Here is a 13,059-nt window from a genome sequence, read left to right on the forward strand (position 1 = left end):
CGTGCGGTTTTTAAATCAACTGAAATTCAGGCAATTTTGTAATGTAATTAAACAATCGTATCACAGCAAAATTGGCATTAGGCTCTTTTGGGTCAAAATCATATTTTAGCAAATTCTCCATGTCTTTTTGCATCGATTCATTTACTTCAAAAAGCAATCTTTTAGACAATTCAGTAATAATCGTTTTGTTATTTCCATCAGAATCAAAATCTACCTTTACATCAATTTTATCCAGTTCTGCCTTTGGTTTATCGCTATCAGGAGTCATCGTATTCAATACTTTTCTGGTAATACTTCTTCCGCTGCAAAGCAAATCGCATGTATTATTGCGTTGCAAATACACCTGAGAAGTCAGCCATGAGTTACCGCCATCCCAACCTTTTACATTCACCTGATTGTACAGATCCATTCCTTGCTGTTTCAGAAAAAACATAATAATACCATCATCAAGATCATCGATATGCAACTCATCCAAAAGTTGCAAAATATAAACCAAAGGATCTTTGATTTTCCTTCCTGCATTTTCTTTCTTATATTCTTCAGTAAAAATTTTAGTCAATAAAGGCTGAATTTCAAAATCTACTTTTCTGAAATAATCGCCGTAATAAACGACTAATTCCTCTGATGGAGTATCGTACAGGAACCATTTCAGGATTTTTCTAGTAATGAGATACGGAATCTTTTTTTGTTCGAAAATTAGGTCGACCAAATCATCTGCTTTCCAGTTACCCGTTTTTCCAAAATAGGTTTTATCGGTATTATCTTCGGCAAACTTTCTATATATTGCGCTTTCGTCTCCCAGATTCAATCCTGCCAAAGCACGTGCGCCCTCTTTGATGTCGTTCTCGGTGTAATTCCCAATTCCGATAGTAAACAATTCCAGTAATTCTCGGCTCAGATTTTCGTTAAACTTACCTTTTTTGTTGTCTACATTATCCAAATAGCGGACCATCGCATTCGATTTTACAATTTGCTTGGTGAGTTCTTTAAAATTGCCAAAAGCATGCTCGCGCAGAATCATATTGTGTTGGTAAATCCAGTAATTGACTTTTACCTTTTGCGAAGTAGCCACAAAATGATTGTGCCAGAAACAAACCATTTTTTCCCGCAAAGGAAATTCGTCGTTCTTCATTTTTTCAATCCACCATTTTTTGAATTCAACAGCCGAATAGATTTCTTTTTTCAGGATTTTCTTCTTTTCCTCCGCATCAGCATTCTTGATCTGCTCGCGTATAACTTTAAGTTCAGCGAGAGTTTTAGGATCATCTGCCATGAAATCAGGAACTGACCAATCGAACTTAGAGGTATACGATTTCTTGAGAAATTTTTCCAATCCCAACTTTTCGATCGCTGCGGCTTCCTTTCCGGAAAACCCTAACCGTAATGACCAAAGATTGCTTTTATCCATAACGCGGTAATTTATTTATAATTAAGACGTTGGTTTTTATAAAAGGTTTAATCTAAGGAAGGCTCTTCGGTTCTGAAATGCCAAGGTTGAAAAAGTTTTACGTATTAATTCAAACGGAGATTTTTTTAAGATATTACTAATTATATAATGCAAAAAAGCAGCTTTTTCAGGAAACTGCTTTTATTCAGTTTATCAATTAATTTAAGACCTAATTTTTATCATCCTGTGAAGAATTATTATCATCTTTCTTTTTTCTTTTATTAAACTCTAGTAAGTTTTTTTTACTTGCTTGTAAAATATTTTTTTTCGACTCAGATTCGATTTCATCGGGAGTGAAATTTTCAGCATTAATATAGGTCATTGGATTTGACTTCTTAATTGATTTCACCATGTCAACTTTAGCAAACTGTTCTTGTTGTTCCAAAGCCATCTTTCTCAAAAATTCAAATCTTTGTTTCTTGGGTGTCTCTAATTTAATTAATTGCGAACTAAGAGACTCCAGATTAGACATAACTAATAAATCATTTATACTTGAAAAATCTCTCATATTTTTACCTTCTTTCGCATATTCAGGATTAGCTTCTTTCCACTGTTTAGCAGTATAACCATATAAAGCTAAATTTAACAAATCAGCTTCATTTGCATATTCTATTCCTTGTTTTTCAAATGGCAAAATACTATTTGGAATTATATGTTTCTGAACTGCATCTGTATGGAGAACATAATTTACCTTTGTCATAAGACGTCTAACATCCCATTCTAAATTATATTGATTACTTTCAACTTCTTTTAATCTTTGATACTCTTTATAAAGATAAATTTTAAAAACCGAGCTTATTGCTGAACCAAATTCCATAGCAATATCTCTATGTGCATATGTCCCTCCATTTTTGCCCGCTTTTGAAAATATACCAATCGCATTAGTACTTTCTACCCACCCATTTACACTTAAAGTAAAAGAAGGCACACCTGCACTTCTCCTAAAGTGGTCATATTCGACCACTTTAAAATTAGGATTATAAAGTGTCTCCCAAGTTCCCATATATTCTATTGTAGAAATACTCCTAAGCCAGTTTTTAATAACATCTGCAGCTCTTGCATCTCCTTCTTTTGCGCTTACCATATCTGTAAGACATATATAATCTTCATTATCTTTTGTATAAACAGAAACTGGAATATTATCAACAATAATTTTTTGCAACTTACTCATTATCTCTACAATTTATTATTTAAACAACTAATTTGTATGTTTTCTATATTTAAATCCACATTTATAACCTCTTCATTTTTATTCAAAAAAAGCAGTTATCATTACAATAACTGCTTTCTATATATTCTAAAAATCTCAGATTTACAATCTAAAATTATTAAGACCCACACATTTCACAATCTTCAGGATCTCCAGCTTGTGCTTTTAGCAGCATGGCTTTGTAATCCTCGACACTGATTGCTTCGGTTTCTGGAACCAAACTTGGTGTTTCTTCTTTTTTGTCGTTGTTTAATGTAAATTTAATGGCATCAACCGCAGATTTTGTTCTTAGGTAATACATTCCAGTTTTTAGACCAGATTGCCAAGCGTAGAAGTGCATTGACGTTAGCTTAGAATAGTTGGCATCCTGCATAAACAAGTTCAACGATTGCGATTGGTCAATAAAATAACCTCTTTGACGTGACATATCGATAATATCTTTCATCGACATTTCCCAAACCGTTTTGTACAATTCTTTTAAGTCTTGCGGAATCACATCAATATTTTGAACAGAACCGTTATGACGCATGATTTCTTGCTTCAACGTTTCATTCCACAAACCTCTTTCTACCAAGTCATGAAGCAAGTGTTTGTTGACTACGATAAACTCACCAGACAATACACGACGGGTGTAAATATTGGATGTATAAGGTTCGAATGCCTCATTGTTTCCAAGAATTTGCGAAGTCGAAGCTGTTGGCATTGGCGCTACCAATAATGAGTTACGAACCCCGTGCTCCATCACTTCTTTTCTAAGAGAAGCCCAGTCCCAACGACCAGATAATTCTTCATCTTTCATTCCCCACATGTTGTATTGGAATTCTCCTTTAGAAATCGGAGAACCTTCAAAGGTAGAATAAGGTCCTTCTTCTTTGGCCATTTCCATAGAAGCGGTAACAGCTGCAAAGTATAAAGTTTCGAAAATTTCTTGATTTAAAGCTTTTGCTTCATCGCTTGTAAACGGCATACGCAGCATGATAAAAGCATCTGCCAAACCTTGCACTCCTAATCCAACAGGACGGTGACGCATGTTAGAATTCTCTGCTTCTTTTACCGGATAATAGTTTCTGTCGATTACTTTGTTCAGGTTACGTGTTACACGTTTGGTAACATTGTAAAGTGCTTCGTGATCAAATTTTCCGTTTTCGATAAACATTGGCAACGAAATAGAAGCTAGGTTACAAACTGCGATTTCATCTTTTGATGTGTACTCCATAATCTCTGTACACAAGTTTGATGAACGAATTGTTCCCAAGTTCTTTTGGTTTGATTTACGGTTGGCTGCATCTTTGTACAACATATACGGTGTTCCTGTCTCAATTTGAGACTCGAGGATTTTCTCCCACAGTTCGCGAGCACGGATGGTTTTTCTGCCTTTTCCTCTAAATTCGTAATCCAAATACATGGTTTCGAATTCTTCTCCATAAACATCATACAAACCAGGACATTCGTTAGGACACATCAAAGTCCATGATGCATCTTCTTGTACACGTTTCATGAATAAATCTGATGTCCACATAGCGAAAAATAAATCTCTCGCACGCATTTCTTCCTTACCTGTGTTTTTCTTTAAATCCAAGAATTCGAAAATATCAGCATGCCAAGTTTCGATGTAAATTGCAAAACTACCTTTACGTTTTCCACCACCTTGATCTACATAACGTGCTGTATCATTAAAAACTCTCAACATCGGAACAATTCCGTTTGAAGTTCCGTTTGTACCACGAATGTAAGATCCTGTAGCACGAACGTTATGAATAGAAAGACCAATTCCTCCAGCTGATTGTGAGATTTTGGCCGTTTGTTTTAAAGTATCGTAAATACCATCAATACTATCATCTTGCATTGCCAAAAGGAAACAAGAAGACATTTGTGGTTTTGGAGTTCCCGCATTAAACAACGTTGGCGTTGCATGCGTAAAGAACTTTTTAGACATTAAATCATACGTTTCAATTACCGATTTTAAATCGTCTAAGTGAATCCCTACCGAAACACGCATCAACATGTGTTGTGGTCTTTCGACGATTTTTCCGTTTATTTTTAGCAAGTAAGAACGCTCTAAGGTTTTAAATCCGAAGTAATCGTAATTAAAATCTCTTGTATAAATGATATGCGAATCTAAGAAAGCTGCATTTTCCTGAATCACTTTAAACACTTCATCCGAAAGCAAAGGAGCCTCTTGCCCGTTTCTCGGATTTACGTAGTGATACATATCTTTCATCGTTTCTGAGAACGATTTTTTAGTATTAGAATGTAGGTTCGAGATTGCTACACGAGCTGCCAATTGGGCATAATCAGGATGAGCAATAGTCATAGAAGCCGCCGTTTCTGCTGCAAGATTATCCAGTTCAGATGTAGAAACTCCGTCATACAATCCTTCGATAACACGCATAGCTACCTTAACAGGATCTACAAGCTCATTAAGCCCGTAACACAATTTTTTTATTCTTTCTGTAATCTTATCAAACATTACTGGCTCTTTGTGCCCATCTCTTTTTACTACATACATAAGCTTACTATTTTATTGTTATTGAAAATGAAAGACACTAGAAAACGAATTCCAGCACTTAAACATTGCGTGTTTTTAAATTATTTTTTGAGAATTATAGCATTCTCAATAGCTACCCCGTTCCAATCTGAAATCAGACCGAAAATGTGTCGAAAATTGCAGAATCTACGATTTGGGAAAAGAGATTCTTAAAATGTTTTGTTATAAAATTTTAATCTTAATTAGCGTTGATTTGGGGTAAAACACTAAACTATTTTGGTTGTCTAAAAATCTGCATCAAATGAAATTTTCTGAGCATCACTATCGGTGTTCATCACACCAGATTTTTGATACTCGGCAACACGTTTTTCAAAGAAATTAGTTTTTCCCTGAAGAGAGATCATGTCCATAAAATCAAACGGATTAGCTGATCCATATACGCGCTCGCAACCTAATTCTACTAATAATCTATCGGCAACAAATTCCAGGTATTGCGTCATTAGAACCGCATTCATACCAATTAAACTTACCGGAAGCGATTCTGTTACAAACTCTCTTTCGATGTCTAAAGCATCAACGATAATTTCTTTGATTCTTTCTTTAGGCACTTTATTGATCAGGTGGTGATTGTGCAAGTGAACAGCAAAGTCGCAATGAACACCTTCGTCACGAGAGATTAATTCGTTAGAGAAAGTAAGCCCCGGCATTAAACCACGTTTTTTCAACCAGTAGATAGAACAGAAAGCTCCTGAGAAAAAGATTCCTTCAACGGCTGCAAAGGCAATCAGCCTTTCGGCAAACGAATCAGACTCAATCCATTTTAGCGCCCAGTCTGCTTTTTTTCTGATAGCAGGAAACACTTCTAATGCATTAAACAGTTCTGCTTTCTCTGCTTCATCTTTCACGTAAGTGTCAATTAATAAAGAGTAGGTTTCGCTGTGAATGTTTTCCATCATGATCTGAAAACCATAGAAAAACTTCGCTTCGGCATATTGTACTTCATTTACAAAATTCTCTGCAAGGTTCTCATTAACGATTCCGTCAGAAGCAGCAAAAAATGCCAAAATATGTTTAATGAAATATCTTTCGTCGTCACTTAACTTATTATTCCAATCGGTCAAGTCTTGGTGTAGATCAATTTCTTCAGCAGTCCAGAAACTAGCCTCCATTTTCTTGTACCATTCCCAAATATCATGATGCTTAATCGGAAAAATAACGAAACGATTTTTATTTTCTTGTAATATTGGCTCCACTTGTGACATGACTGTTTTTATTTAATTTTTGTGCTGATTTTATGCTAAATCAACAGAGTACAAAGATTGTCATTTGTTGCCAAAAATAAAAGCCAAACTTATTCACAATCGGAGGTAGTTTTTAACAACGCCAAAAAAAAGAATATTTTTCAGACAATAATTAAAATATTGTAAATGAGCAATTTAAATTTATCATCTAGTTCTCAAACAGCTATAAAATATAGACTTTTTATCATACAAAGCAAGGAAAATGCATTTGTTTTTAAAACTTTTTCAGAAGCTTACTTTTGGTTTTTTTAGTCAAAATTCAGACCTTCTCAATGACAGTAATGGCTAACGGATTTTTAAGATTTTTTTAGCTCTTCAGCCACTTTTTCAAGCTCCAAATACCAGTCTTCGCCAAAGCGACGAATTAAAGCTTCTTTGACAAATTTATAAACAGGAACTTCTAATTCTTTACCTAAAGAACAAGCATCATCGCAAATGTCCCATTTATCATAATTGACTGCGGCGAACTCGGTAAAATCTTTGACGCGGATAGGATATAAATGACAGGAAACGGGTTTTTTCCAATCTACAATTCCTTGATTATAGGCTTGCTCAATGCCACAAAGCGCTGTTTTACCATCAAAAATAACGTACGCACAATCTTTTTCGTCAATTAATGGCGTTTCAAGATCACCGTCTGTTCCTTTTACCCAGGTTCCCTGCGCTTCGATTGCGGCAATTCCTTCCTTTCTTAAAAAAGGTTTTACTTTAGGATAAATTTCTTCCAGAATTTTAGTTTCAGCTTCGCTCAAAGGTGCGCCAGCATCTCCGTCAACACAACAAGCTCCTTTACAAGCCGACAAATTGCACACGAATTCTTTTTCAAGAATATCCTCAGAAATAATGGTTTTACCTAATTGAAACATGATTGTAAAGTACTAAAATTTATAAAGTGCAAAGATAGTCAAAGAAAGCAGATAAAATACAGCCAATATCCAACCCTAACACTTAGTGGAAATTTTATTGCAAAGAACAATTACAGTTTTTTTATTGAAATTTAAAAAATGATAAAATTGCGTCCTCAAACAAGCAGAAAAAATCATTTAGAAGCCACAAAAAATCTTTCGATTACACTTAGAATCAATAGAACAAACTACTTATTGTTACAAATATCACTTTTTTAGTCAAAAAAACATGTTTTTATAACAAAAATACAGCGTTTGATTCAAAAAAATAAAACGACTAACTTTATTAATTACCTTTGTCGAACTTTAATCGCTAAATAAAAAAAGTATGTTAGAAATTGATTTTAAGGAAATTATCACTGTCGGAATGGTACTTTTTGCAGTAATTGATATCGTAGGATCTATTCCGATTATTGTAAATTTACGAGCAAAAGTTGGTCACATCGAGTCGGAGAAAGCATCAATCGTAGCCGGAATGATTATGATTGTTTTTCTTTTTGTTGGTGAAGGTTTTCTAAGCTTAATTGGTATCGATGTACATTCGTTTGCTGTTGCAGGATCCTTTGTTTTGTTTTTTCTGGCTCTGGAAATGATTTTAGGAATAAGAATCTATCGCGACGAAGAACCAGGATCCGCTTCTATCGTTCCTCTGGCGTTCCCGCTAATAGCCGGTGCAGGAACCATGACAACCTTATTATCGTTACGATCTCAATTTCACACTATAAATATTATTATAGCCATTTTATTAAACATCATTCTGGTCTATATTGTTTTAAAATCTTCTAAAAAAATCGAAAATTTATTAGGAGAAAACGGACTAGGAGTTGTTCGCAAGACCTTTGGAGTAATACTTTTAGCCATTGCTGTTAAATTATTCGCTGCTAATGTTAAAGGTTTGTTTGTCTAAAAGATATTTTTATAAATTTACACCATAAAATTTCTAAAATATAGTTTAAGCAATTACTACTTTTTAAACTTTACTTTATTATTTTAGACAAATAAACAACCACATGAAAATTTTTACCTCAATCTTAGTAATTTTAGCATTGGCCTTAATTGTTTTTAATATTACGCTGCTTGACTTCAAAAATCCTTTCCAGGGAGACAGTGCTGTAGCTTTTATTGGAATAGCCGCTTCATTTTGTGCCGTTTTGATTCTTTTGATTTTTAGAATTTCTAAAAGAATTGAAGAAAAAACACATGGTAGATAAGAGATGTTTGACGCATTAATCATTGGCGGAGGGGTTTCAGGCATGTCCTGTGCTCTTGTTTTAGGATCGGCTAGAAACAAAGCATTTGCTGCTGACAAAAAAATTGGAATTTTTACCCATCAGAAAAATTCTTCGTTACAAGAAGCTATTTTCTACAATGCTTATGGCATAACTCCGGGCAAACTTGGTCACGAACTATTAACAGAAAGTACGAAACATTTAGCCGAAAGTTATCCTCATATAACACAGCTTCCGAACGAAAAAGTAATTAAAATCGAAGGTTTCTACCCCAATTTTACGGTAACCACCAACAAAGGTTCCTATAAAACCAAAAATATCATTGTTGGAATTGGGTCTGCGAATACCTTTGCAATCGAAGGATTGATGCACTATGTAGAACCACACAAAAAAGCTTTACCTGAAAAACAACGCATTCAGCTCAAAAATGAAGATCATAAAGTAGCTGAAGGCATTTATGCAATTGGAACTTTGGCAGGCTGGAGAAGCCAACTGGCAATTGCCTCAGGAAGTGGCGCCGCCGTAGCAACCGACATTCTTACGCTGTGGAACAACGGTATTCAAACCCACGCTCACGACAGTACTCGATAAATATAAAAACCATTTGCATTAAACAAGAATTAAGATAAATGCGTAATAAACTGGTTTAGTGCAAATGGTTATAGTTTATGAATTTGTGTTGAAATTTTATTTAATCGAAACAATTTCTTTAACCTTGATATGTTTTTCGGTGTCAGTATTCCAAATTTCTCCTTTTAAAGCAACTTCTTCACCTTGCTTCAATTGTTTGTAATGTTGAGGACCTCCAACATTAACAATACTGATCGTTGCAAAATAAACCTCGTTTTTATCAGTGTTGATCTTGGCTGTATAGCCGTCTTTACCAAATTCTATCGATTCGACTTTTCCAGAAATGGTGTTTTTATCTTTGGTGCAAGCGCAGGAAATTATAAAAGTCATTACAATGAGAAGCACACTTATCTTTTTGATATTTTTCATAGTTGGTATTTTAATTGGCGCGAAGAACACATTATTTTAAGCAGAATACATTGCTTTTAGTTTTAAAAAATAATTATTTCTTAGCATTCAAAATCTTATTAATCATCGCGTCTTCTTTTAGAATTACATCATAATAATACAATTCTCCAAACAATTGTCGGGCAAATTCGGCCGTGATATAGCGATTGACTAATGCTTTGGTTTTGTCTAATTTTAAGTCCAAACCTGTGAGTGCAATATATTTTTTAAACTGTTTGAAATAAAGATCATCGTTTTTCATCTTTACAAGAAACTCATTAAAATGAAGTCCTGCAAAAGCATTACGATTCTTGTCTAATTCCTCAAAAACAAAATGTCCCACAACTCCAGTTTGCAGCAGATACGCTACATTTTCGTTGCCGTGTTCTACCTGGAGAGGCACAAAAACATCAGGAACGATACCACCACCACCATAAACAACCTTACCTTTTGGCGTTTTAAACTTTAGAGAATCCGCTACCTTTATACTGTCTTTGGCGTACAATTCGCCAGTTTCTAGACGGTCTTCAGACTCTTTAAAATATTCTTCATTTCCTTTTTTATAAGGCTTCTGGATAGAGCGTCCTGTGGGTGTGTAATAGCGGGCAACGGTCAGTCTTACGGCAGATCCGTCGTTAAAATCCATTTCCCGTTGCACCAATCCTTTTCCAAAAGAGCGGCGTCCTACAATTGTGCCGCGATCATTATCCTGAAGTGCTCCCGCCAGGATTTCGCTTGCAGAGGCACTATTTTCATTAATTAAAACATAGACTTTTCCGGTTTCAAAACCACCTCTTGCTGTAGCATAGGTTTTTTCGGTATCACCGTTTTTATTTTTTGTAAAAACAATAAGTTGCTTGTCTTTCAAAAATTCATCGGCTATAGCCACTCCTTCCTCCATATAACCGCCTCCATTGTCACGAAGATCAATGATTAAAGACTGGATTCCGTTTTGTTTCAACTTCGTCAAACCCGACTTAAACTCACTAAAAGTAGTTTCGGCAAAACGGTTTATTTTTATGTAACCCGTTTTATTGGCCAATAGCATAGCCGCATCGACGCTTTTTAGCGGAATGACATCTCTTTTTATTTTGAATTTGAGTTTTTTCTCTTCAGATTTTCTAAAAACCGTTAGCTCAATTTCTGAGCCTACTTTACCTTTTAGCTTCGAAAACAAACTATCAGAAGGCAATCTTCGACCGTATAATTTTGTTTTTCCTGCAAATAAAATTCGGTCACCAGACTTTAATCCCGCTTTAGCAGAAGGACCATTTTCTACTGTTTTTATAATAGCAACAGAATCTTTGTACATGTAAAAATTGATGCCTATGCCTACAAAATCACCTCTCATGCTTTCGACAACACTAACCTGTTCTGCAGGCGGAATGTAAACCGAATGCGGGTCTAATTTTGACAGAATATTATCGACTGTTAAGTTTACAATCGAATCTGTGTTGACACTGTCAACATATTCATTATTAATAAAATCAATTAACTTATTGAGTTTTGTTTTAGAATAATTTTTAGCCAAAAACTGATCCTCAACAGTAGCATTCATCATGCTTCCGAGAACAATACCGAGCGCCAAAGTCGACCCGATAATAATAGGCAGGTATTTAGTATTTGTTTTCATTTATTCTTCTAAAACAGGAATATGCTCTACTTCTACACCCGCTTTTATCAAAAATGCTATTCCGGCATCATCACGATATCCGTTATGGTAAACCACTCTTTTTATTCCTGACTGATGGATCAATTTACTGCATTCTTTGCAAGGTGAAAGGGTAATATACAATGTTGCGCCCTCACAGGATTGCGTAGAACGGGCTACTTTTAGAATGGCATTTGCTTCGGCGTGCAAAACATCCCAACGCGTTAATCCTTCTTCATCTTCGCAGCAATTCTCAAATCCGGATGGTGTTCCGTTGTAACCGTCTGAGATAATCATTCTGTCTCTTACGATAATGGCTCCTACTTGTTTACGTTTACAATAAGAGAGTAAACTCCATTCTTTTGCAATTCGCAAATATGCTTTATCGTATTTATTTAATTTTTTTTCTTCCATTTAATATTTTATCTGTTCCAGATCGGACTCGAAATAATCATCGGAATGACAACACCTATAACAAAAGCTGACATTACAAGCGTCCAATCGCGTTTTGAAAAACGAAAAACAGTCTGCACAATATACGATAATATTAAAACAATAAAAACGACCACCAACTGTGCTACTTCGATCCCCAGAGCAAACTCGCCTAAAGGTAGTAATTTTGATGTTGCAGTTCCTCCTAAAATCGTTTTAAAATAATTTGAAAACCCAAGACCGTGAATGATTCCGAAAAATAAGGTTACAAAAAATATCAGATTCAGGCTTTCATTTTTACCAGTTTTCCCGGCTGTAAAAAGATGAAAAACGGCTGTTATCAGAATCGTAATCGGAATAAGAAACTCAACAATATTGGCCTTTACTGCAATAATTCCAAAAACAGAAAGCAACAATGCCAATGTGTGTCCTATTGTAAAAACAGAAACTAATAATAGAATGCGTTTCCAGTCTTTGAAGGAGTAAGGAACGGTTAAAGCGATTAAAAACAGGACATGATCATAAGCATGAATATCTAAAACATGCTTCAATCCTATTTGAAAATAAATCCAAAATTCTGACATCATTATTTTTGTATTAATTGATTAAGGGGTTGTAAACTTACGATTAATTTTGAAAATTACAGAAGCTGCAACGTTATTACAACGGATAAAATAAGTTAAAATTTTATGAAAAAATTAAAATTAATAATTTAAAATTAAGATATATCTTTGTACGATAAAAACTCTATAATTATGTCATTTTCAGATTTATTCGATAGCGAATTCAAACAAAGAAACAAAGGTCACTTTTCAGCTATTGTGCGTGTAGCATTAGCAGATGGAACAATTCACCCGGAAGAGAAAGATTTCTTAGACAAATTAGCTGCTCGTTTAGAAATTTCAGAGGCTGAATACGAAGAAATCCTTAGCCAACCTTCGAAATATCCAATCAACCCGCCTTACTTATATGTACAACGTTTAGAGCGTTTATACGATTTAACCAGAATGGTACATGTTGATCACCATCTAGAAGACAAGCAAGAAATAATGTTGAGAAAATTAGGTATTGCTTTAGGATTTACGCCAGGTAACGTTAACCACATTATCGCAAAAGCCTTGTCATTGGTAGATAAAAAAGTAGATTCGGATACTTTTGTATACGAAATGCAAAACATGAATAAATAGTTTCCAGTTTTTGATCCACCATCAAAATCTGGAACTACAATAAAAAACAAAACCCGATAAATCTCAATTTGGACTGCACCCAAAAGTTTAGACGAATTTATAATTAAATTTGATAATAATGAGCTCGATATTGTATCGGGCTCATTCCTTTTAAATTAAGTTTTATTCGATCATTATTGTAATAGTCTATAT

Annotated in this window: 14 protein-coding genes; 4 read left to right on the plus strand and 10 right to left on the minus strand. The window is 34.7% G+C overall.

Annotation, left to right across the window (positions count from 1 at the left end; genetic code table 11):
• Positions 1-10: 10 nt before the first annotated feature.
• The 5 genes from J3495_RS17480 to J3495_RS17500 form a co-directional block, all read right to left on the minus strand.
• The gene (locus tag J3495_RS17480) at positions 11-1,408 is read right to left on the minus strand and encodes a DUF1800 domain-containing protein (protein WP_210668015.1); all 1,398 of its coding nucleotides are present in this window, start codon (positions 1,406-1,408) and stop codon (positions 11-13) included.
• A gap of 208 nt (positions 1,409-1,616) precedes the next feature.
• Complete coding sequence (locus J3495_RS17485) at positions 1,617-2,618, minus strand: KilA-N domain-containing protein (RefSeq protein WP_210668016.1); 1,002 nt, start codon at positions 2,616-2,618, stop codon at positions 1,617-1,619.
• Positions 2,619-2,775: 157 nt separating this feature from the next.
• Positions 2,776-5,166: a ribonucleoside-diphosphate reductase subunit alpha gene (locus tag J3495_RS17490; protein WP_210668017.1), complete on the minus strand. Its 2,391-nt coding sequence runs from the start codon at positions 5,164-5,166 to the stop codon at positions 2,776-2,778.
• A 263-nt stretch (positions 5,167-5,429) separates the two neighbouring features.
• Positions 5,430-6,407 carry a ribonucleotide-diphosphate reductase subunit beta gene (locus tag J3495_RS17495; RefSeq protein WP_210668018.1) on the minus strand — a complete coding sequence of 326 codons (978 nt, stop codon included), beginning with the start codon at positions 6,405-6,407 and terminating at the stop codon, positions 5,430-5,432.
• A 335-nt stretch (positions 6,408-6,742) separates the two neighbouring features.
• A complete protein-coding gene (locus tag J3495_RS17500; protein WP_078229216.1) occupies positions 6,743-7,312 on the minus strand; it encodes a DUF3109 family protein in 570 nt (189 codons plus the stop codon).
• A gap of 367 nt (positions 7,313-7,679) precedes the next feature.
• Between J3495_RS17500 and J3495_RS17505 the strand changes: the two genes are divergently transcribed.
• The 3 genes from J3495_RS17505 to J3495_RS17515 all read left to right on the plus strand — a co-directional run bounded on the left by J3495_RS17505 (position 7,680) and on the right by J3495_RS17515 (position 9,171).
• On the plus strand, positions 7,680-8,258 hold the full coding sequence (locus J3495_RS17505) for a MarC family protein (RefSeq protein ID WP_059117691.1): 579 nt from the start codon (positions 7,680-7,682) through the stop codon (positions 8,256-8,258).
• 103 nt (positions 8,259-8,361) lie between these two features.
• Positions 8,362-8,562, plus strand: coding sequence for a hypothetical protein (locus J3495_RS17510; protein ID WP_210668019.1), 201 nt, complete (start codon positions 8,362-8,364; stop codon positions 8,560-8,562).
• Positions 8,563-8,565: 3 nt separating this feature from the next.
• The gene (locus J3495_RS17515) at positions 8,566-9,171 is read left to right on the plus strand and encodes an FAD-dependent oxidoreductase (RefSeq protein WP_210668020.1); all 606 of its coding nucleotides are present in this window, start codon (positions 8,566-8,568) and stop codon (positions 9,169-9,171) included.
• Between the two features lie 96 nt (positions 9,172-9,267).
• On the opposite strand, the gene J3495_RS17520 is transcribed toward J3495_RS17515, so the two are convergent.
• From J3495_RS17520 to J3495_RS17535, 4 genes are all read right to left on the minus strand, one after another.
• On the minus strand, positions 9,268-9,579 hold the full coding sequence (locus tag J3495_RS17520) for a hypothetical protein (RefSeq protein ID WP_210668021.1): 312 nt from the start codon (positions 9,577-9,579) through the stop codon (positions 9,268-9,270).
• A 73-nt stretch (positions 9,580-9,652) separates the two neighbouring features.
• Complete coding sequence (locus J3495_RS17525) at positions 9,653-11,230, minus strand: S41 family peptidase (RefSeq protein WP_210668022.1); 1,578 nt, start codon at positions 11,228-11,230, stop codon at positions 9,653-9,655.
• A complete protein-coding gene (locus tag J3495_RS17530; protein ID WP_210668023.1) occupies positions 11,231-11,662 on the minus strand; it encodes a deoxycytidylate deaminase in 432 nt (143 codons plus the stop codon).
• An 8-nt stretch (positions 11,663-11,670) separates the two neighbouring features.
• Positions 11,671-12,264, minus strand: a complete 594-nt coding sequence (locus J3495_RS17535) for a HupE/UreJ family protein (RefSeq protein ID WP_210668026.1) — start codon at positions 12,262-12,264, stop codon at positions 11,671-11,673.
• A gap of 171 nt (positions 12,265-12,435) precedes the next feature.
• On the opposite strand from J3495_RS17535, the gene J3495_RS17540 reads away from it, so the two are divergent.
• Complete coding sequence (locus tag J3495_RS17540; protein ID WP_210668024.1) at positions 12,436-12,867, plus strand: tellurite resistance TerB family protein; 432 nt, start codon at positions 12,436-12,438, stop codon at positions 12,865-12,867.
• Positions 12,868-12,970: 103 nt separating this feature from the next.
• Here the strand turns inward: J3495_RS17540 and J3495_RS19470 are convergent, their stop codons facing one another.
• Positions 12,971-13,057, minus strand: coding sequence for an IS3 family transposase (locus tag J3495_RS19470; protein WP_393054197.1), 87 nt, complete (start codon positions 13,055-13,057; stop codon positions 12,971-12,973).
• Between the last annotated feature and the right edge of the window lie 2 nt (positions 13,058-13,059).

The sequence above is a fragment of the Flavobacterium geliluteum genome (assembly GCF_017948595.1).
GTDB classification, from domain to species: Bacteria; Bacteroidota; Bacteroidia; order Flavobacteriales; family Flavobacteriaceae; genus Flavobacterium; species Flavobacterium flavipigmentatum.

Coding starts and splice junctions, on each gene's coding strand:
- J3495_RS17480 (WP_210668015.1), bottom strand. CDS start 1,408: ATGGATAAAAGCAATCTTTGGTCATTACGGTTAGGGTTTTCCGGAAAG.
- J3495_RS17485 (WP_210668016.1), bottom strand. CDS start 2,618: ATGAGTAAGTTGCAAAAAATTATTGTTGATAATATTCCAGTTTCTGTT.
- J3495_RS17490 (WP_210668017.1), bottom strand. CDS start 5,166: ATGTATGTAGTAAAAAGAGATGGGCACAAAGAGCCAGTAATGTTTGAT.
- J3495_RS17495 (WP_210668018.1), bottom strand. CDS start 6,407: ATGTCACAAGTGGAGCCAATATTACAAGAAAATAAAAATCGTTTCGTT.
- J3495_RS17500 (WP_078229216.1), bottom strand. CDS start 7,312: ATGTTTCAATTAGGTAAAACCATTATTTCTGAGGATATTCTTGAAAAA.
- J3495_RS17505 (WP_059117691.1), top strand. CDS start 7,680: ATGTTAGAAATTGATTTTAAGGAAATTATCACTGTCGGAATGGTACTT.
- J3495_RS17510 (WP_210668019.1), top strand. CDS start 8,362: ATGAAAATTTTTACCTCAATCTTAGTAATTTTAGCATTGGCCTTAATT.
- J3495_RS17515 (WP_210668020.1), top strand. CDS start 8,566: ATGTTTGACGCATTAATCATTGGCGGAGGGGTTTCAGGCATGTCCTGT.
- J3495_RS17520 (WP_210668021.1), bottom strand. CDS start 9,579: ATGAAAAATATCAAAAAGATAAGTGTGCTTCTCATTGTAATGACTTTT.
- J3495_RS17525 (WP_210668022.1), bottom strand. CDS start 11,230: ATGAAAACAAATACTAAATACCTGCCTATTATTATCGGGTCGACTTTG.
- J3495_RS17530 (WP_210668023.1), bottom strand. CDS start 11,662: ATGGAAGAAAAAAAATTAAATAAATACGATAAAGCATATTTGCGAATT.
- J3495_RS17535 (WP_210668026.1), bottom strand. CDS start 12,264: ATGTCAGAATTTTGGATTTATTTTCAAATAGGATTGAAGCATGTTTTA.
- J3495_RS17540 (WP_210668024.1), top strand. CDS start 12,436: ATGTCATTTTCAGATTTATTCGATAGCGAATTCAAACAAAGAAACAAA.